This window comes from Stutzerimonas sp. FeSN7 (assembly GCF_030263795.1).
Taxonomy (GTDB): domain Bacteria; phylum Pseudomonadota; class Gammaproteobacteria; order Pseudomonadales; family Pseudomonadaceae; genus Stutzerimonas; species Stutzerimonas stutzeri.
Window position 1 is genome coordinate 2295653 of the sequence record NZ_JARPMN010000001.1, and the last position, 19249, is coordinate 2314901.

General features: G+C 60.0%; 15 protein-coding genes and 3 tRNA genes. 6 read left to right on the forward strand and 12 right to left on the reverse strand.

All coding sequences use genetic code 11. The features are described 5' to 3' along the window. Window positions 1-76: 76 nt before the first annotated feature. From P5703_RS10730 to P5703_RS10750, 5 genes are all read right to left on the reverse strand, one after another. Window positions 77-838 carry a sulfite exporter TauE/SafE family protein gene (locus P5703_RS10730; protein ID WP_049339837.1) on the reverse strand — a complete coding sequence of 254 codons (762 nt, stop codon included), beginning with the start codon at window positions 836-838 and terminating at the stop codon, window positions 77-79. A gap of 8 nt (window positions 839-846) precedes the next feature. Next, a complete protein-coding gene (locus tag P5703_RS10735) occupies window positions 847-1554 on the reverse strand; it encodes a FadR/GntR family transcriptional regulator (protein WP_125866089.1) in 708 nt (235 codons plus the stop codon). Window positions 1555-1808: 254 nt separating this feature from the next. Further along, window positions 1809-1893: transfer RNA gene (locus P5703_RS10740), tRNA-Leu, on the reverse strand. A gap of 51 nt (window positions 1894-1944) precedes the next feature. Next, window positions 1945-2020: transfer RNA gene (locus P5703_RS10745), tRNA-His, on the reverse strand. A 33-nt stretch (window positions 2021-2053) separates the two neighbouring features. After that, a tRNA-Arg gene (locus P5703_RS10750) sits at window positions 2054-2130 on the reverse strand. Between the two features lie 272 nt (window positions 2131-2402). Between P5703_RS10750 and folD the strand changes: the two genes are divergently transcribed. Beyond that, window positions 2403-3257 (forward strand): bifunctional methylenetetrahydrofolate dehydrogenase/methenyltetrahydrofolate cyclohydrolase FolD, encoded by an 855-nt coding sequence (gene folD / locus P5703_RS10755; protein WP_014596658.1) that lies wholly within the window; start codon window positions 2403-2405, stop codon window positions 3255-3257. 57 nt (window positions 3258-3314) lie between these two features. Here the strand turns inward: folD and cysS are convergent, their stop codons facing one another. From cysS to ltrA, 3 genes are all read right to left on the reverse strand, one after another. Next, window positions 3315-4700, reverse strand: coding sequence for a cysteine--tRNA ligase (gene cysS / locus P5703_RS10760; RefSeq protein WP_049339981.1), 1386 nt, complete (start codon window positions 4698-4700; stop codon window positions 3315-3317). Next, entirely contained in the window at window positions 4700-6367 is a 1668-nt protein-coding gene (locus tag P5703_RS10765) for a glutamine--tRNA ligase/YqeY domain fusion protein (protein ID WP_011913192.1), read from the reverse strand. Before P5703_RS10765 ends, cysS begins: the two co-directional genes overlap by 1 nt. Before the next feature lie 259 nt (window positions 6368-6626). Beyond that, window positions 6627-8366: a group II intron reverse transcriptase/maturase gene (ltrA, locus tag P5703_RS10770; RefSeq protein WP_285586710.1), complete on the reverse strand. Its 1740-nt coding sequence runs from the start codon at window positions 8364-8366 to the stop codon at window positions 6627-6629. A 1195-nt stretch (window positions 8367-9561) separates the two neighbouring features. On the opposite strand from ltrA, the gene P5703_RS10775 reads away from it, so the two are divergent. After that, window positions 9562-10056 carry a peptidylprolyl isomerase gene (locus tag P5703_RS10775; protein WP_013982747.1) on the forward strand — a complete coding sequence of 165 codons (495 nt, stop codon included), beginning with the start codon at window positions 9562-9564 and terminating at the stop codon, window positions 10054-10056. A gap of 6 nt (window positions 10057-10062) precedes the next feature. After that, window positions 10063-10785: a UDP-2,3-diacylglucosamine diphosphatase gene (lpxH, locus tag P5703_RS10780; protein ID WP_285586714.1), complete on the forward strand. Its 723-nt coding sequence runs from the start codon at window positions 10063-10065 to the stop codon at window positions 10783-10785. Here the strand turns inward: lpxH and P5703_RS10785 are convergent. Beyond that, window positions 10782-11387: a MiaE family protein gene (locus P5703_RS10785; protein ID WP_011913189.1), complete on the reverse strand. Its 606-nt coding sequence runs from the start codon at window positions 11385-11387 to the stop codon at window positions 10782-10784. The genes lpxH and P5703_RS10785 overlap by 4 nt on opposite strands. Window positions 11388-11563: 176 nt before the next feature. Here P5703_RS10785 and uspL point away from each other — a divergent pair, with 176 nt between their 5' ends. After that, window positions 11564-12424 carry a universal stress protein UspL gene (gene uspL / locus P5703_RS10790; RefSeq protein ID WP_011913188.1) on the forward strand — a complete coding sequence of 287 codons (861 nt, stop codon included), beginning with the start codon at window positions 11564-11566 and terminating at the stop codon, window positions 12422-12424. Window positions 12425-12462: 38 nt separating this feature from the next. Here the strand turns inward: uspL and P5703_RS10795 are convergent, their stop codons facing one another. Then, window positions 12463-12939 (reverse strand): DUF1289 domain-containing protein, encoded by a 477-nt coding sequence (locus P5703_RS10795; protein WP_084899316.1) that lies wholly within the window; start codon window positions 12937-12939, stop codon window positions 12463-12465. Between the two features lie 407 nt (window positions 12940-13346). On the opposite strand from P5703_RS10795, the gene acnB reads away from it, so the two are divergent. Next, window positions 13347-15956 (forward strand): bifunctional aconitate hydratase 2/2-methylisocitrate dehydratase, encoded by a 2610-nt coding sequence (gene acnB, locus P5703_RS10800; protein ID WP_285590162.1) that lies wholly within the window; start codon window positions 13347-13349, stop codon window positions 15954-15956. A 123-nt stretch (window positions 15957-16079) separates the two neighbouring features. Beyond that, window positions 16080-17282, forward strand: a complete 1203-nt coding sequence (locus P5703_RS10805) for an ISL3 family transposase (RefSeq protein WP_285585726.1) — start codon at window positions 16080-16082, stop codon at window positions 17280-17282. A gap of 204 nt (window positions 17283-17486) precedes the next feature. On the opposite strand, the gene P5703_RS10810 is transcribed toward P5703_RS10805, so the two are convergent. Together P5703_RS10810 and sigX are read right to left on the reverse strand one after the other, a co-directional pair. After that, entirely contained in the window at window positions 17487-18479 is a 993-nt protein-coding gene (locus P5703_RS10810) for an OmpA family protein (RefSeq protein WP_017245063.1), read from the reverse strand. Window positions 18480-18578: 99 nt separating this feature from the next. Further along, complete coding sequence (sigX, locus tag P5703_RS10815) at window positions 18579-19169, reverse strand: RNA polymerase sigma factor SigX (protein WP_017245062.1); 591 nt, start codon at window positions 19167-19169, stop codon at window positions 18579-18581. Window positions 19170-19249: the final 80 nt, after the last annotated feature.

A 19249-nucleotide genomic window follows, 5' to 3' on the forward strand; every position in this document is an offset into this window, starting at 1 on the left:
ACACAACCTGCAAGCCGCAGGGCGCTTGCGAATCGCACCTGCCGGCCCGTCCGAGCCTTACGGGCGGCATCGCTCATCAGCTCCGGAAGAACAGTATCGTCATGATCGACCCGGTCACGATTACCACCGCGCGTACCAGCGTTGCCGGCAGGCGTCGTCCGACACGAGCCATGACATACCCTCCGACTGTTGCAGCCAGCATCATTACCAGCGCTTCACGCCAGAATATGGCGCCTCCAAAGGCGTAAACCGACACGGCGATTGCGGTCAATACCGATGACACAAGGTTCTTGAGTCCCTGCATCGCGTTGATGTTGCTATGGCCGAGCAGGCTGAAAGCAGCCAGCAGGACAATGCCCAGTCCGCCGTTGAAGTAGCCACCATAAACACTCACCGCAGCGATCGCACAGGCCTGCACCCAGGTACCGGCCTCGCCGGAGCCGGCGGTGCGCTTGAACGTGCGCAGCAACCATGGCCCGAACGCGAAAAGCAAAGTGGCAACCAGAAGCAGCCAGGGCACGATGGCGCGAAACACGTCATCTGGCGTCGTTAGCAGCAGCGCCGCGCCAAATGCACCCCCACCCAGACTGACGGCGAGAAGCGAACGCATGCTCAGCGTGGCCGGAGCCTGGAGATCCTCCCGATAACCCCAGGTGCTTGCGAAGTATCCCGGCAACAGCGCAACGGTCCCCGAAGCATTCGCTGCAACAGGCGGCACGCCTGCATAAACCAGGGCCGGGAACGTGAAAAAGCTACCGCCTCCGGCGATGGCATTCAGCCCACCGCCCAGGAAAGCAGCTGCGAGCAGGATTGCCCAAGTGGCGATCGAATGATCCATGTCTATGGCTACTCCGGTTTGTTCGTTGCTTTTTTTGTTGTCGAAGAAAGGGCCTGTAGCGCCGGAGTCAGCAGCTCGCTGGCTGCGATGGCGGCCTGCTCCGGGCAGCCACGCACAATGGCCTCATAGACGGCCGCGTGGGCCTGATAGGTAGGTTCAGGGAGATGCTTCTCCGCTTCCGTCCTGGCGATGGTGTTCTGTAGGCCAGCCCAGAAGAACCGGTACATCTCAACCAGTGCCGCGTTGTGACTGGCCCGGACAATGCTTAAATGAAACTGCGCATCGCGGTGGACGAATGCCTCAAGCGAGGCCGCGTCAGTCCAGCTTCCTCTGGCGCCAAGCGCATCACTGATCGCTTTCAGGTCGTCATCGGTACGACGTGACGCGGCGAGTCGCGCCGCTTCGACCTCCAAAGCCCGACGGACCTCCAGCTGATCGTGCAGCGCGGCATGGTCCAGGCTTTCGAGCAACTCCGAAGGGTCCCGGTTTGACCGAACGAACGTGCCGGCACCCTGGCGAACCTCCAGCAGCCCTGTGTGCACCAGCGCGCGCACCGCCTCACGAACGGTATTTCTGCCCACGCCGAGCATGTCGCTGAGCTGGGGCTCGGTAGGAATACGCTCACCGCATTCCCATGAGCCGGCAGTGATCTGCGTGCGCAGCTGGTCGATGACGCGCTCCACCAGCGATAAACGTTCCGCATGCTGCAACGTCATTCGCCACCTCCAAATTCATCCTACGTATGGATCATAGGATGAATTTCGGTGGTGAACAACGTCGAGCGCCACACATCGGAACGTTCAGAGGGATGAAGCTGCGGTCATCAAGGAGAGAGCCGGAGAGTCGCTCCAGGCGGAGCGCAAAATCCAGCGGACGTTTTGCCGTTTCAGTCAACGGCTTCATCGGGTAACAGAAATCACATCGCCAGAAACGCGAAAGCCCCGGAATCCGGGGCTTTCACCTTGTTACATGGTGCGGACGGAGAGACTCGAACTCTCACACCTTGCGGCGCCAGAACCTAAATCTGGTGTGTCTACCAATTTCACCACGTCCGCCAAGCGGGCTTAAACGAAAACGCCAGGCAGCGCCTGGCGTTTTCTGGAATATGGGGTGGACGAAGGGGATCGAACCCTCGACACCAGGAGCCACAATCCTGTGCTCTACCAACTGAGCTACGCCCACCATATTACGCTTTGCTTGTGCCAGAGCCCGAAATGGCGCACCCGGCAGGACTCGAACCTGCGACCATCCGCTTAGAAGGCGGATGCTCTATCCAGCTGAGCTACGGGCGCTTTTATCTGCATTCTGTTCGGAGCGCAGACTTGAAGCTCCGGCCGTTGAAGAAGCTGTTTCTTCTAAGCCATCTTACCCAGCAGCAGGCTGTGCTCGACAAGCGGGGCGAATGTTATAGAGGCTCCAAACAGTCGTCAACAGCAAATTCAAAAAAATTTCAGTTAGATAAAGGAGTTACAACCGCCGTTAGCCGGTTCGCCTTTGCCGTATGACCATGGCATGCGAGAATACGCGCCCTTTCCTCGTCCTCTCCAATGGTTAATCAAGCGTCATGACCGCAAAACTGATCGACGGTAAAACGATTGCTGCCAATATTCGCCAACAGATTTCTGGTCGTGTTGCCGAGCGCCGTGCCCAAGGGCTCCGCGCGCCCGGCCTCGCCGTGATTCTCGTGGGCAGCGACCCGGCCTCCCAGGTATATGTGGCGCACAAGCGCAAGGATTGCGAGGAAGTCGGTTTCAACTCCGTTGCTCATGACCTGCCGAGCGATACCCGCCAGGAGGACCTGCTGGCTCTGATCGATCAGCTGAACGACGACGCCTCCATTGACGGCATCCTGGTGCAGCTGCCGCTGCCCAAGCACCTCGATGCGTCGCAACTGCTCGAGCGTATTCGTCCGGACAAGGACGTGGATGGATTCCACCCCTACAACGTTGGTCGGCTGGCCCAACGTATGCCGCTGCTGCGCCCTTGCACCCCAAAAGGGATCATGACGCTGCTGGAAAGCACAGGGGTCGACCTGCACGGTCTGGACGCCGTAGTCGTGGGCGCCTCCAATATCGTCGGCCGGCCAATGGCGCTGGAGCTGCTGCTCGCCGGCTGCACCACTACCGTAACTCACCGCTTCACCCGCAATCTGGCCGAACATGTACGGCGTGCCGACCTGGTAGTGGTCGCCACCGGCATCACTGGACTGGTCAAGGGTGAGTGGATCAAGCCCGGTGCAATCGTTATCGACGTGGGCATCAACCGCCAGACCGACGGGCGTTTGCTGGGTGATGTGGAGTTCGAGCCTGCCAGCGAACGCGCTGCCTGGATCACTCCGGTCCCGGGCGGCGTGGGCCCGATGACCCGCGCCTGCCTGCTGGAAAATACCCTGTACGCTGCAGAACATTTGCACGACTGATCGGGAACGACGCAAACAAGAACGGCGCCCTTTGGCGCCGTTCTTGTTTGTATTCGACTATTCGGCTAAGCGCCAGGTCGTCCCGCCCTTCCCGTCCTCCAGCACCACCCCCATCGCGGTGAGCTGATCTCGGATGCGATCGGATTCGCCCCAGTTCTTTTCCGCCCTGGCTGCCAGTCGCGCAGCGATCAGCGCTTCGACCTCAGCTGCATCGACCTTCCCCGCCGCACCCGCTTGCAGGAAGGCTCCAGGCTCAAGCTGCAGCACGCCCAATACGCCCGCCAGCTCCTTGAGTCGTGCAGCCAGCGCCGCCGCGGCAGTCAGATCAGACTCACGCAGGCGGTTCACCTCACGAATCATCTCGAACAGCACGGCGCAGCCTTCCGGCGAGTTGAAGTCGTCATCCATCGCCGCAGCGAAGCGCGCAACAAACTCATCGCCGCCGGCAGGCTGAGCCTCCGGCAAGCCCTTGAGGCCGTTGTAGAAACGCTCCAGAGCGCTCTTGGCTTCACGCAAACTGTCTTCGGAGTAGTTGATCGGGCTGCGGTAGTGGCTGGATACCAGCAGATAGCGCACCACCTCCGGGTGGTACTTCTCCAGCACTTCGCGGATGGTGAAGAAATTGCCCAGGCTCTTGGACATCTTCTCGCCATCGACACGCACCGCACCGGCGTGCATCCAGGCGTTCGCGTAAAGCTTGCCGGTGGCCGCCTCGCTCTGTGCGATCTCGTTCTCGTGGTGCGGAAACACCAGGTCCGGGCCGCCACCATGGATGTCGAACGTCTCGCCCAGGCAGCAGGTGGACATCACCGAACACTCGATATGCCAACCGGGACGCCCAGGGCCCCACGGCGAATCCCAGCTCGGCTCGCCCGGCTTGGCGCCCTTCCACAGTACGAAGTCCAGCGGATCTTCCTTGGCTTCGTCCACTTCGATACGAGCACCGATCTTCAGGTCTTCGATCTTGCGACGCGACAATTTGCCATAACCGACGAACTTGCCGACCCGGTAGTAGACGTCCCCGTTGCCCGGCGCATAGGCGAAACCCTTGTCGATGAGTGTCTGGATCATCGTATGCATGCCGGCGATATGGTCGGTGGCGCGAGGCTCGACGTCCGGACGCAACACGTTGAGGCGCGTCTCATCTTCATGCATGGCCGCAATCATGCGTTCGACTAGCGCCTGGAACGGCTCGCCGTTCTCGCTGGCTCGGCGAATGATCTTGTCGTCGATGTCAGTGATGTTGCGCACGTAGGTGACATCGTAGCCTCGGTGGCGCAGCCAGCGGGTGACCACGTCGAACGCCACCATCACCCGCGCATGACCGATATGGCAGAAGTCGTAGACCGTCATCCCGCAGACGTACATGCGCACCTTGTTGCCTTCCAGGGGGCGGAACGGCTCCTTGGCCTTGCTCAGGGTGTTGTAGATTGCCAGCGCCATCATTGACCCCAGGAGTCACGCAGCGTGACGGTGCGATTGAACACGGGAGCGCCGGGCTTGCTGTCCTTCATGTCGGCACAGAAATACCCTTCACGCTCGAACTGGAAGCGCTCTTCAGGAGCCGCATTGGCCAGCGACGGCTCGGCGCGGCACCCCTTGAGCACGACGAGCGACTCGGGATTGATATTGTCCAGGAAGCTGCCGCCCTCCTCGTCCTTCTCCGGGTTGGCGGAACGGAACAGACGATCGTACAGGCGCACCTCGCATTCGACGCTTTCGGCAGCTGGCACCCAGTGGATCACACCTTTGACTTTGCGGCCCTCGGGATTCTTGCCCAAGGTGTTTTCGTCATACGAGCAGCGCAGCTCGACGATATTGCCCTGATCATCCTTGACGGCCTCGTCGGCACGGATCACGTAGCTGCCGCGCAGGCGTACCTCCCCGCCGGGAACCAGCCGCTTGAAGCCCGCTGGCGGGACTTCCTCGAAGTCGCCCGCATCGATATAGATCTCGCGGCTGAACGGCAGCACCCGCACTCCCATGTCCTGCTTGGGATGGCGCGGCAGCTCGAGGTTCTCGACCTGATCCTGCGGGTAGTTGGTGATGACCACCTTGAGCGGCTTGAGCACGCACATGGCACGCGCGGCGTTGGCGTCCAGGTCTTCGCGAATCGCGAACTCCAGCATGCCGATGTCGACAACACCGCCCGCGCGGTTCACGCCGATCATGTCGCAGAAGTTGCGGATCGAGGCTGGGGTATAGCCGCGGCGCCGGAAGCCAGAGAGCGTCGACATGCGCGGGTCGTCCCAACCACTCACATGCTTCTCATCGACCAGCTGCTTGAGCTTGCGCTTGCTGGTGATGGTGTAGTTCAGGTTGAGACGGGCGAACTCGTATTGGCGAGGCTGGGCCGGTACAGGCAGGTTGGCCAGAAACCACTCGTACAACGGACGATGGTCCTCGAATTCCAACGTGCAGATGGAATGCGTGATGCCCTCGATGGCATCCGACTGACCGTGAGTGAAGTCGTAGCTCGGATAGATGCACCACTTGTCGCCGGTCTGGTGATGGTGCGCATGGCGAATGCGGTAGAGGATCGGGTCGCGCAGGTTCATATTCGGCGACGCCATATCGATCTTCGCCCGCAGCGCACGGGCGCCATCCGGGAACTCGCCGGCCTTCATGCGGGCGAACAGGTCGAGATTCTCTTCCACCGAGCGCTCGCGGAACGGGCTGTTCGTGCCCGGTTCGGTCAGGCTGCCGCGGTACTCTCGAGCCTGCTCGGGTGTCAGGTCGCAGACATACGCCTTGCCGGCCTTGATCAGGTGTACGGCCCAGTCATGCAGCTGATCGAAGTAATCGGAGGCGTAACGCTCTTCGCCAGCCCACTGGAAGCCAAGCCACTGCACGTCGCTCTTGATCGCGTCGATGTACTCCTGGTCCTCCTTGGCCGGGTTGGTGTCATCGAAACGCAGGTTGCACTCACCACCGAACTCCTTCGCCAGGCCAAAGTTCAGGCAAATCGACTTGGCGTGCCCGATGTGCAGATAACCGTTGGGCTCCGGGGGGAAACGGGTGATGATCTTGGCATGCTTGCCGGAGTCCAGGTCAGCCTGGACGATCGGACGGAGAAAGTTGCTAGCGGCGGGAGTCTCGGGCTTGCTCATGGTGTCCTTAACGATCAGCGAGTATGCGGCTTAGAGAGGTTTACAAAGTAGTGAGCGATGGCGAGGCAGGTTTTAACGCCGCATGCCGAGTGCAGTAGTTTGCAAGTACCCTCTCAGGGTAGGCCGACCAATTGTCGGGTAGGGACAGGCCATTACTGGCCCGTCCCCCCCTAAGAACCGTACGTGCGGCTTTCACCGCATACGGCTCAAGTTTACGAAAAGTCAGCTGATGGCTGACCGGCAACAATGTCGCGTGATCTTAACATTCCAGACCACCGTATCGCAGAGTTACCTTTTCACGCCGGCTATGCACCAGCGCATGACAGTTGGGATGAAGCAGCACGCGATTGCTCAAGGTATCCGGTCCGCCGTCCACACGCCTGATGACGTGATGGTCGTGCCAACCGGTCTCCTTGCTGATCGCATACCCGCACAGGGCACAAACTCCCTTCTGTCTGCGAAAGATACTGAGTATTTGCCCCCGATAACGCAGCTTGTGCTGCATCCGCTGAACCCTCAACGCCTCCCACTTCAGCTCATGCGCCGCGTCGTAGGGCTGATACTCACCCGGTAAACGCTTGTGACGCACGATTGCGGTTTCCGCCAGCTTGTACAGCTGTCGGTAATGCCTTTCTCCCTTGCCATTTTTGTAGGGATACGCAAACACCCAGTTCTGCCCGCCTATGGATCGGAAGTATTTATTCCTGATCCAGTCAGCCGACTTCTTCGAGTGCCTACGCTTCGCCCACCTCCAGAGTCGCCAGAAAATCAAGCTATCCAGCTTGCTGAAGGTCTGTTTTGCCACGACCGGGGAGTGGTATTGCGCCCACCCCTTCAGTACCGGGTTCAGCTGGCCGATCAACGCATCCTGCGTCAGTGCCCCGCTGTTTTTGATGATCTCTCGCACTTTCCGATAGAACGCCGAGGCGTTCTTCTTCGAGGGTTTGATCAGCAGCTTGGCCTTCCTATACGGCGATTTCGGCACGTACTTCCTGAAATTCCACCCTAGAAAATCGAAGCCTTGATTGATGTGCGTGATCTGCGTTTTCGCCTGTGACAGTGCAACTCCTCGTACCGACAGGAATTGCTCTACCCATGGCTTGACCTCGTCCTCTAGCAGCTCTTTCGAGACTGCCGTAACGACAAAATCATCCGCATAGCGCACACACTGCACTTTGATCTTCTTAGCTTTTTTGGCTCCCAATTTCTGCACCAGATGGCGCTTCAGTTGGGTTTCCAAGCCATTCAAGGTGGCGTTTGCCAGACAGGGCGAGATAATTCCTCCCTGCGGCGTCCCGGCCTCCGTAGCCATGAGTTGTCGCCGGTCGATAACTCCGGCCTTCAACCACTTGCGCAGCACCGTCCTGTCCATCGGAACATTCCGGCACAGCCATTCATGGTTAATGTTGTCGAAGAAACCTTTGATGTCGCCTTCCAGAATCCAGACCGGCGCCGTTTGTGGCGACAGCAGGTGGAAAAGCTCGACCATTGCGTCAGCAGTCGAACGATCCGGGCGAAATCCATAGGATTTCAGATCGCTGGTGCTTTCGATTACAGGTTCCAACGCTTGCAGATACAGCGCCTGCATGGCCCGATCCAACATCGTCGGGATACCCAGTGGGCGTTTCTCTGGCTTGCCGGGCTTCGGTATCCAAACCCGCCGTAGCGGCTTGGGCCGATAGCCTCGCTTTTTCGACAGACGTCCCACGGCCTGGAGCTTGGCCTGAGGCGTTCCCCAGGTTTCTCCATCGACACCCGGCGTCTTGCGACCCCGGTTCTCCGTGACTCGCCTTACAGCCAGACAGCGGCCATAGAACGAGTGGGTCAGCAGTCGTTGCAGGCGTTTAACCCTGCGCCAGTCGCCTTCCCCAGTTGCCTGCGCAATCTTTAGCTGCGTTTTCCGAACGGCTTGTTGAATCCTGGCCCAATCAAGATCGTGCCAGTTCGTCATCCCGTCGAAGGACGCAGACGCGACCGGTGCTGCTGGTTGCGTTTTCATACTGTCCTCCTGAGATCACGACTTTCAGGACGGACTACTCCCCTATGGGCAGTAGTCGCCCATAGGGTCGTTTGTTATCGCTGGAATCAGCGGCTATGTTTTGCGCTCGTAAACCAGATGCAAGTCAGCCAGGGTTGCCCCTGCCGGTGATGTTTCAACCGGTATGCCACCCATTACAGGCAGCCCTTCGCTTTTTGCATCCTCCCATTCCCCACACCCATCAGCGCCCCTTGCGGTTTGCCTGCCTGACCGATGTTGCTGACCAGGCGAGTGGTCGGGATTGCCACGTTCCCCGAGTCGCATCTATTCCCCGTTTAGGCTTCGTCTATCCCCCGACAGTTGTGTGGTACCGCATCACAAGCTTTGACTGTGATGCCAACTGCTATGCCGTTTTTTGGCTGAGGCCAATAATTGCCGTAGGCCCGTCGATAGTTACGAGGGTTCTGGCGACGATTCACATGCGTTAGCCATGCGGGTTAGGTCATTAGCCTCGTCGCGCCCGTGCAATTCGGACGCGAAGCGTTCTCCGTCACCGGATAACACCCTCTTGCGAGCGAGACATTGTTAATCGGGCTTCACACCCCAGGGTTGGCCCCTGACGCATGCCGATCTAATGAACTGGCGGGTACACGCCAGGCTCGGTACTCCCTGAACAAGCAGAGCTGAGCAATGCGATTCGGAGCTTGACGCTCCGCGCTTGGTTTAACGTCCCCCAACGTCTCACGACGGTGATAAAGGCTCGATGCCCAACGTGAGGGACGAAATCTGCCCAGAGGGCGGAATTCACCCTCTGGGTTAGACATTATTTGTAACAATCGAGCTAGGCTAGATTGCAACTTTCTGGTTTCCACACCCCATTGCGGACCCATTTTGGGTGCGAATTGATGCAGATTCATTGCCTAGCCTCGTAAAAACGCAGAGCGTCCGAAGCGTAGGATTACCAGGCTGAGCCGGTACATTAGCTGCTGTTTTAAGCATTAACCCCTTGAAACAAAGGGTTTGGAGCCATGGTGCAGTTAACCAAACCAAGCGCGACACGTGCACACGTGTCGCACCAAAGCGCCTATCATAGCGGACCCGTCAACCCCCTGACAGAGCAATGCGCTCAGGCGGCGCTACGATCAGCGACTGGCGGCACTCGGTACGACGACCCTTGCAGCGGCACGCCCGCACCAACGAAACGGAACCCCTCACGATGATCAAACTGCACACCAACTACGGCGTCATCACCGTCAATCTGTTCGAAGACAAGGCTCCGGAAACCACTGCCAACTTCAAGGAATACGTGAAGAGCGGCCACTACGACGGCACCATCTTCCACCGCGTGATCAGCAATTTCATGATCCAGGGCGGCGGTTTCGAGCCGGGCATGAAGCAGAAGGCTACCCGCGCGCCGATCAAGAACGAGGCCAACAACGGCCTGTCGAACAAAACCGGCACTCTGGCGATGGCGCGCACCATGGAGCCGCATTCGGCATCCGCGCAGTTCTTCATCAACGTGAAGGACAACGACTTCCTCGATCACAGCGCGCCAACCGTTCAGGGCTGGGGCTATGCCGTGTTCGGCGAGGTGACCGAAGGCATGGATGTGGTCGAGAAGATCAAAGCTGTGGCAACCACCATGAAGTCCGGCCATCAGGACGTCCCGGTGGAGGACGTGGTGATCGAGAAGGCCGAGATCGTCGAGTAATCGCGAGTGATCCTGCTGATCTCAGATCTGCATCTGGAAGAGGAACGCCCGGATATCACCCGGGCGTTCCTGCATTTTCTCGCGACGCGCGCTACCCAGGCCGAAGCCCTGTACATTCTCGGTGACTTCTTCGAGGTCTGGATTGGCGACGACGCCATGACGCCGTTCCAGGAGTCGATTGCCCGCGCCCTGCGTGCGCTGAGCGAGCGCGGCGTCAGAATCTATCTGATGCACGGCAACCGCGACTTCATGCTCGGCCAGAGTTTCTGCCACAAGGCCGGCTGCAAGCTGCTGGCTGATCCGAGCGTGGTCCAGCTCTGCGGCGAGCCGGTACTGCTGATGCACGGCGACAGCCTGTGCACCCGCGATGAGGGCTACATGCGGCTACGCCGATTGCTGCGCAACCCCCTCAGCCTGTTCGTTCTGCGCAATCTTCCACTCGCCACTCGCCGGAAACTGGCCCGTAAGCTACGCAACGAAAGCCGTACCCAGACGCGCATGAAAGCCAGCGACATCATCGACGTCACCCCGGAGCTGATACCCGGCGTACTGGCCGAGCATCGCGTACGCACGCTGATCCACGGCCATACCCATCGACCGGCGACACATGACCTCGAGGTAGATGGTCAACCCGCCAAGCGGATCGTGTTGGGCGACTGGGATCGACAGGGTTGGGCACTGCAGGTGGATGAAAACGGCTACCACCAGGCGCCATTCGCCCTGAGCTAGGCTGCCGCCGGCACGCCGCTGTGAAACCGGAACTCGCTGTCCGGGCTTTCGATCAGCTCCCTTTCCCGCTCGCGCACCCGAACGATGGTGGCGTCCACATCGGCGGCGTCGCCATACAGATAAGCCAGCCTGAGGTAATCCTGGAAGTGCCGCGCTTCCGACTTGAGCAGCCCGTGATAGAACTTGCCCAGCTCCTCGTCCAAGTGCGGCACGAGCATGGCGAAGCGCTCACAGGAGCGCGCCTCGATAAAGGCGCCGATCACCAGCGTGTCGGTTAACCGATAGGGTTCGTGGTTGCGCACGAGCTCGCGCAATCCTGCGGCATAGCGAGACGAGCCAACATTGCGCAACTCGATCTCGCGGCGACGGATGATCGCCAGCACCTGCTCGAAATGACGCAGCTCCTCCCGCGCCAGACGCGACATCTTGTTCTGCAGGTCGGGTTTGTCGACATAGCGGAACATCAACTGAAACGCCGACCCCGCCGCCTTTTTCTCGCAGTTGCCGTGGTCGATCAGCATCACGTCCTGGTTCTGCAAGGCAGCCTCCACCCAGGCAGCGGGAGTGGCGCAGGCGAGGAAGTCGTTCAGATCAGGCAGCATGTCGAACCTTGCATATTCAGGAACAAAATAGTGTCTCGCCGCGTGGTACCGCGCCGCAACGGGCGGGCATTATACGAATGCCGCGCGGGGCAGCCAGTCTTCCTTGATATGCATCACAACTGGCGTCGCAGGCTTGTCTATAGTTGACCAACCCGCATCAGGAAATGGAGCCGATCATGCAAGCCATTCGCTGCATCCTCGTGGTAATTGATCCGAACCAGCCACAAGAGCTGGCCTTGAAACGAGCACGCCTGATCTCGACCGTCAGCCAGTCGCGCCTGCACCTGCTGGCCTGCGATGCCAAGCACGATCACAGCGGACATCTAGCGAATCTGCGTGCGCAGCTGGAAAGCGAGGGGCATCAGGTCACCACACAACAGGCATGGCACGAAAGTCTGCACCAGACCATCATCGCTGCCCAGCAGGCCGAGGGCTGTGGTCTGGTCGTCAAGCAACACGTACCGGACAACCCGCTCAAGCGCGCCCTGCTTACGCCGGAAGACTGGAAGCTGCTGCGCTATTGCCCCTGCCCGGTGCTGATGGTGAAAACCGACAACCCATGGACCGGTGGCAACATCCTCGCTGCGGTGGATGTGGGCAATGCCGATCTCGAGCACCGTACGCTCCACGCCACCATCGTCAACCACGGCTACGAGATCGCCAACCTGGCTGACGGCAAGCTGCATGTGATCAGCGCGCACCCTTCCGCCATGCTGTCCGCGGCCGACCCGGCGTTCCAGTTGAAGGAAACCATCGAGGCGCGTTATCGCGAGGCCTGCAAGCGCTTCCAAGAGGAGTTCGATATTCCGGACGCACAGCTGCACGTCGAGGAGGGTCCGGCCGATGCGCTGATCCCCAGGGTCTGTCATCAGCTCAAGGCCGTCGTCACGGTCATCGGCACAGTGGCACGCACGGGCTTCTCCGGCGCGCTGATGGGCAATACCGCCGAAGTGGTGCTGGATACGCTGGAAAGCGATGTGCTGGTACTCAAGCCGGACGATGTCATCGACCATCTCGAAGATCTGGTCCGCCATTGATACCGTAGAAACGAAAGCCCTGCAGCGGGCTTTCGTTCTCAGATGCGCAGATCCACGCCTTCACGCAGGAAGCGCGGCGCGATGTAACGCTCGTAGTGGGCTTCGGACAGCAGAAAGAATTCCCGGTCGACCGCGTCGCGCAGCTCCGGTAGCGGCCACTCGCGAAATTCCGGAAGCAGGACGACGCCATAGGCCTCGAGCTGCTGAATGACCCGAGCGCCGCGAGCTATCAATTGATATGCCCAGCAATAGGGCGACTGCTCCGGGACGAAACGGATCTGTCGGGCCTCCAACTGCTGGCGAAGCAATTGCGGGTCGAACACCTCGAGCTTGGCCGCCATGACCTGAGCCAATAGGGTTTCCAGGCGCCGCCATACCGCACGCTTTTCCATGTCGTCATAGGCGTTCCAGTTCACCACCTCATGGTGAAAGCGCTTGCAGCCACGGCATACGACGTCACCGTAGACCGTCGAGCAGAGACCTATGCATGGGGTTTTGATGCGCTGGCTGGACATGGCAGAACAGGTTTGATGGCCGGCCGCGCATCTTAGACTTTTGTCCAACCGGGGTCACCCGGCTTTGCATGCGGATCGGCCGAATCCCTCCGCGAGCCCTGTGATTGGCGGCCCCGAGCTTGTCCGGAGAAGCGCGCCAGACACGACTCGCACCCCAGCGGCCAGCCGCGCTCGACTTAACTTCGTGAGCCATTTCCGCTAGACTCAGCCCGCCGTTTTTGGCGCCATAGTCCGCACGAAGCTGTTTTCAAAGCGTCACGAGCACAGTTTGACCCGGCAACGTGCCGGATGCGCAGAGCTGCCTGTTCCCTGCTCATCCGGCCTCGTCCGCCAGCGTAAAACTTTGAAAACAGCTTCCGGATGCGCGTCCCGAAACACCCAAGGGACCAATGATGAGGGTAAAAACTGTGCTTGAAGCCTATCGCAAACACGTAGAAGAGCGTGCCGCCCAGGGCGTTGTGCCCCAGCCGCTGAACGCCGAACAGACCGCCGGCCTGATCGAACTGCTGAAGAACCCGCCAGCGGGCGAAGAAGCATTCCTCGTTGACCTGATCACCAACCGCGTCCCCGCGGGCGTCGACGAGGCTGCCTACGTCAAGGCCGGCTTCCTGTCCGCCCTGGCCAAGGGCGAAACCTCCTCTCCGCTGCTGAGCAAGCAGCGTGCCGTCGAACTGCTGGGCACCATGCAGGGCGGCTACAACATCGCCACCCTGGTCGAGCTGCTGGACAGCGCGGAACTGGGCGCAGTCGCCGCCGAGCAACTGAAGCACACCCTGCTGATGTTCGACGCCTTCCATGACGTCGCCGAGAAGGCCAAGGCCGGCAACCAGCACGCCAAGGCCGTGATGCAGTCCTGGGCCGACGGCGAGTGGTTCACCAACCGCCCGGCGGTTGCCGAAAAGATCACCCTGTCCGTCTTCAAGGTCACTGGCGAAACCAACACCGACGACTTGTCGCCGGCTCCGGATGCCTGGTCGCGCCCGGACATCCCGCTGCACGCTCTGGCCATGCTGAAAATGGCTCGCGACGGCATCAACCCGGACGTACCCGGCTCCGTCGGTCCGATCAAGCAGATGGAAGAGCTGAAAGCCAAGGGCTTCCCGGTTGCCTACGTCGGCGACGTGGTCGGTACCGGTTCTTCGCGCAAGTCCGCCACCAACTCGGTGCTGTGGTTCTTCGGCGACGACATCCCCTTCGTTCCGAACAAGCGCGCTGGCGGCTTCTGCTTCGGCACCAAGATCGCCCCGATCTTCTACAACACCATGGAAGACGCCGGCGCCCTGCCGATCGAGTTCGACTGCACCAACCTGGCCATGGGCGACGTGATCGACGTCTATCCCTACGCTGGCAAGGTCTGCAAGCACGGTACCGATGAAGTCATCACCACCTTCGAGCTGAAAACCGAAGTCCTGCTGGACGAAGTCCGTGCCGGCGGCCGTATTCCGCTGATCATTGGCCGTGGCCTCACCGAGAAGGCGCGTGCCGAGCTGGGCCTGGCGCCGTCCACCCTGTTCAAGAAGCCGGAAGCTCCGGCGGACAGCGGCAAAGGCTTCACCCTGGCACAGAAGATGGTCGGTCGCGCCTGCGGTCTGCCGGAAGGCCAGGGCGTGCGCCCGGGCACCTACTGCGAGCCGAAGATGACTACCGTGGGCTCCCAGGACACCACTGGCCCGATGACCCGCGACGAGCTGAAGGACCTGGCTTGCCTGGGCTTCTCCGCTGACCTGGTCATGCAGTCGTTCTGCCACACCGCGGCCTATCCGAAGCCGATCGACGTCAACACCCACCACACCCTGCCGGACTTCATCATGACCCGCGGCGGTGTGTCCCTGCGTCCAGGCGACGGCATCATCCACAGCTGGCTGAACCGCATGCTGCTGCCGGACACCGTCGGCACTGGCGGCGACTCGCACACCCGCTTCCCGATCGGTATCTCCTTCCCGGCGGGTTCTGGCCTGGTCGCCTTCGCCGCCGCCACTGGCGTCATGCCGCTGGACATGCCGGAGTCGGTACTGGTGCGCTTCAAGGGTCAGATGCAGCCTGGCATCACCCTGCGCGACCTGGTTCATGCGATTCCCTACTACGCCATTCAGCAAGGCCTGCTGACCGTCGAGAAGAAAGGCAAGAAGAACATCTTCTCCGGCCGCATCCTCGAGATCGAAGGTCTGAACCAGCTGACCGTCGAGCAGGCGTTCGAGCTGTCCGACGCCTCCGCCGAGCGTTCGGCTGCCGGTTGCACCATCAAGCTGCCGGAAGAGTCGATCGCCGAGTACCTGAAGTCGAACATCACCATGCTGCGCTGGATGATCAGCGAAGGCTACGGCGATGCCCGCACTCTGGAGCGTCGCGCTCGCGCGATGGAAGCCTGGCTGGCCAACCCGCAGCTGCTGGAAGCCGACAAGGACGCCGAATACGCGGCCGTGATCGAGATCGACCTGTCCGAAGTGAAAGAGCCCGTGCTTTGCGCACCGAACGACCCGGACGATGCCCGCCTGCTGTCCACCGTTGCCGGCGAGAAGATCGACGAAGTCTTCATCGGTTCCTGCATGACCAACATCGGTCACTTCCGCGCTGCCGGTAAGCTACTGGACAAGGTCAAGGGCGGCATCCCGACCCGTCTGTGGCTGGCTCCGCCGACCAAGATGGACGCTCACCAGCTGACCGAGGAAGGCTACTACGGCATCTACGGCAAGGCCGGTGCGCGCATGGAAATGCCGGGCTGCTCGCTGTGCATGGGTAACCAGGCGCGCGTACAGACCGGTTCGACCGTGGTCTCCACTTCGACCCGTAACTTCCCGAACCGTCTGGGCGACGCCACCAACGTCTACCTGGCATCGGCCGAGCTGGCTGCAGTCGCATCCATCATCGGCAAGCTGCCGACTGTCGCGGAGTACATGGAATACGCGAAGAACATCGACAGCATGGCTGCCGACATCTATCGCTACCTGTCCTTCGACCAGATCGCCGAGTTCCGTGACGCTGCGGAGAAGGCCAAGATCAAGGTCGTCGAAGTCTGATGACTGCGTAAGGCAATAAAAAAAGGTTCTTCGCGGACTCTGGGGGAAGAGCGAGTTGACAGTCAGGGAAGCAGGTAAATTGGCAGTCGCCAAACACACCCTTCACCTGTCCCTGCTGTCGCCGTGCATCCTATTGATCTTGCCTCGTTCTGGCCAGGCTATGACGTCGTTGCCTGCCGTTCATCTGCCAACAACTCCCTTCTGATTGAGCTTGAGCCTCAAGCCGGTTCAGTGCCCAGGTGCGGGCGTTGTGGTCAGCTCAGCCCGTTGATTCACGAGCGCCGGATTCGTCTGGTGCGTGATCGCGATCTGTTCGATCAGCGCGTCCTGCTTCAACTACCCGTGCGCCGAGTCGATTGCCTGAACTGTGGTCGGGTGACCGAGCGGATCGACTGGCTGGAGCCTGCATCTCGCCTGACCCGGCGGTTACGGGTCTGGCTCGAAAGCCTGCTGCGGCTGCTGCCGATCAGCCACGTCAGCCGGCTCACCGGCCTGCACTGGCACACCCTCAAGACGCTCGATAAACGACGCCTGGAAGCCGAGGTAGGCACCTTCGATTCAAGCGGTGTCCGCCGGTTGGTGATGGACGAGTTCGCCCTGCACAAGGGGCATCGCTATGCCACGGTCATCATGGATGCCGAGCGAACACGGGTGCTGTGGGTCGGCCACGGCAACAGCCGTGAGGCGATCCGCCCGTTCTTTGAATTGCTCGGCGAGCACTGCCAGCAGATTGAGGCGGTGGCCATGGACATGAACACGGCTTTCGGCCTGGAGGTAAAGCAACATTGCCCGCAGGCCGAAGTGGTGTACGACCTGTTTCACGTCGTCGCGCGCTACGGCCGGGATGTGATCGACCGTATCCGGGTCGACCAGGCCAACCTCCTGCGCGAAGACAAGCCGGCACGAAAGGCGGTCAAGCAGAGTCGTTGGCTGCTGCTGCGAAATCGCGACAACCTGAAGGACGGACAGGCCGTGCAGCTACAGGAACTGCTCGCAGCGAACCAGCCGCTGGCTACGGTCTATGTACTCAAGGATGCCTTGAAGGATGTCTGGTACGCCCCCAGCGTACGAGAGGGTTGGCGACGCTGGCGAACCTGGCTGCGACATGCTCGCGAGAGCGGCCTCGCGCCGCTGCAACGCTTCGCTCGCAACCTGCGCAAATACGCCCGAGGCATCCTTGCCAGTGCTCACTTCCACATGCATACCAGCGTCCTTGAGGGTGTTAACAACCGCATCAAGGTGATCAAGCGCATGGCCTATGGATTTCGGGACTCGGAATACTTCTTTCTGAAAATCAAGGCCGCCTTCCCCGGGAAAGCGCGATGAACCTAAAAAAACCCCGCTCCGGCGGGGTTTTTTATGCTCAATGAATTCTTCGAAATCCGATTGACGCTGATCCCGGCGCAGTCGTTGTGCGCCGCCTAACCCATCGGAGAATCACTAGCGCCACCGCTGTGGCGACGTTTGCTGCAGGCAAAGAAAAGCCCGGACTATGCCGGGCTTTTCGAGCTTGAAGGCTTCAGTTCAGCATTACTGAACCTGAGCTTCTACCTCGGCCTCTACACGACGGTTGATCTGACGACCTTCCTCGGTGGAGTTGTCAGCGACCGGGCGGGACTCGCCGTAGCCAACGGAGTTCACACGATTACCCTGAACACCGTACTCGTTGACCAGCACGTTGCGCACAGCTTCGGCGCGACGCTCGGACAGACGCTGGTTGTACTGGTCGGTACCAACGGAGTCGGTGTGACCTTCAACCACGGTGGTGGTCTGCGGGTACTGCTGCATGAAGTCAGCGAGGTTCTTGATGTCGCTGTAGCTTTCTTCGCGGACGCGCGACTTGTCGAAATCGAACTTAACGTCCAGTTCAACACGCACGACTTCCGGAGCCGGTTCCGGCTCGGTGTCGACGATCGGAGCCGGAGCCGGTTCCGGAGTCGGCTCAACGGCTGCGACCTGACGGGCGCCGCCACCGAAGTTCAGGCCGACACCAACGCCAGCCATCCACTCGGCTTCGTCGGCATCGATGTTGTACATGCCGTCAACGCTCGCCTTGGCGAAGAAGTTCTCGGTGAAGTAGTACTTCACGCCAGTACCCACGTTGGCGAAGGTGCTGCGGTCACGACCACCACGATCGGCTTGGCCGATGCTCTGGTGCGCAACGCCAGCGGAAACGTACGGACGCAGACCAACACCCGGAGCACCGAAGTGGTAAGCGGCGTCAAGGGAAGTCAGGCTGCCCTTGATGTTCTTGTGGCTGCCATCGGCGCCAACCGGATCCTTGGAGGTCAGGTCGTGATACTCGCCATAGGAAAGACCCAGCGAAACATCGTCGGTAAGGAAGTAGCTGACGCCAGCACCGTAGAGCTCGCCGTCACGCTGTACGTCACGCGAGCTATCGGTGAAGTAGTGCTTGCCGAACGCTTCCACCTCTACGGCACCCTGTCCTTGGGCCAGCGCGCTAAGAGAAGTGGCGGCAACCATCGAACCGATAACGACGCCTAAGGTGTTTTTAAGTTTCATCCGTAAATCCCCATCTGGTGGTTAGAATCAGAACAATCTAAGGAAACCGGCTGTCTGTATGCCCGAGCTGTTCGCAAGGTATAAGACAAGTTTCCGGGATTAAGTTTCAGCGGTATCCGAAAATTTTTCTCGCAGCTTGTCGAGCGCGCGCTTGTATCGCATCTTCGTCGCGCTTAAACCCATGTGCATGATATCGGCAATTTCCTGGAACTCGAGTTCAGCAACAAAACGCAACACCAATATCTCGCGATCGATTGGATTCACATGTACTAGCCATCGGTCGAGACCGGCCTTCTCTTCGATCTTTGGCGCCTTTTCGTCTGAGGCTTCCTCGAGCGGATCCAGGCTCAGCGCATCGAGCAGGCGTCGCTTGCGGCGCTCTTTGCGATATTGGGTAATGCACTCATTATAAGTGATGCTATATAGCCAGGTCTTGAACTTGGACTTGCCTTCAAAGTTCTTCAGGCCATATAGAACCTTGAGCATTACTTCCTGACAGACATCGTCGGCGTCTCGCTCGTTTCCCAAATAGCGGGCACATACATTGAACAGCGTGCGCTGATATCGGCGCATGAGTTCTTCGTAGGCCCGCGTAATATGAAACAGCTCGACATGCGCATGCTGCACCAGCTCTTCATCGGTGAGCTGGCGAGGGTCGTAGCGCGATATGGACGATGGGGTTTTAGTCAAGACGCTTCGAGCCGGCAATCAAAGTCACGGCCGCCATTCATGGAAACCGGAAAAAAGGCGACGTACTTTACCAGAATCGG

Excerpts from the sequence above, each read along its gene's own strand:
- P5703_RS10730 (WP_049339837.1), bottom strand. The coding sequence starts at position 838 with ATGGATCATTCGATCGCCACTTGGGCAATCCTGCTCGCAGCTGCTTTC.
- P5703_RS10735 (WP_125866089.1), bottom strand. The coding sequence starts at position 1,554 with ATGACGTTGCAGCATGCGGAACGTTTATCGCTGGTGGAGCGCGTCATC.
- folD (WP_014596658.1), top strand. The coding sequence starts at position 2,403 with ATGACCGCAAAACTGATCGACGGTAAAACGATTGCTGCCAATATTCGC.
- cysS (WP_049339981.1), bottom strand. The coding sequence starts at position 4,700 with ATGGCGCTGGCAATCTACAACACCCTGAGCAAGGCCAAGGAGCCGTTC.
- P5703_RS10765 (WP_011913192.1), bottom strand. The coding sequence starts at position 6,367 with ATGAGCAAGCCCGAGACTCCCGCCGCTAGCAACTTTCTCCGTCCGATC.
- ltrA (WP_285586710.1), bottom strand. The coding sequence starts at position 8,366 with ATGAAAACGCAACCAGCAGCACCGGTCGCGTCTGCGTCCTTCGACGGG.
- P5703_RS10775 (WP_013982747.1), top strand. The coding sequence starts at position 9,562 with ATGATCAAACTGCACACCAACTACGGCGTCATCACCGTCAATCTGTTC.
- P5703_RS10785 (WP_011913189.1), bottom strand. The coding sequence starts at position 11,387 with ATGCTGCCTGATCTGAACGACTTCCTCGCCTGCGCCACTCCCGCTGCC.
- uspL (WP_011913188.1), top strand. The coding sequence starts at position 11,564 with ATGCAAGCCATTCGCTGCATCCTCGTGGTAATTGATCCGAACCAGCCA.
- P5703_RS10795 (WP_084899316.1), bottom strand. The coding sequence starts at position 12,939 with ATGTCCAGCCAGCGCATCAAAACCCCATGCATAGGTCTCTGCTCGACG.
- P5703_RS10810 (WP_017245063.1), bottom strand. The coding sequence starts at position 18,479 with ATGAAACTTAAAAACACCTTAGGCGTCGTTATCGGTTCGATGGTTGCC.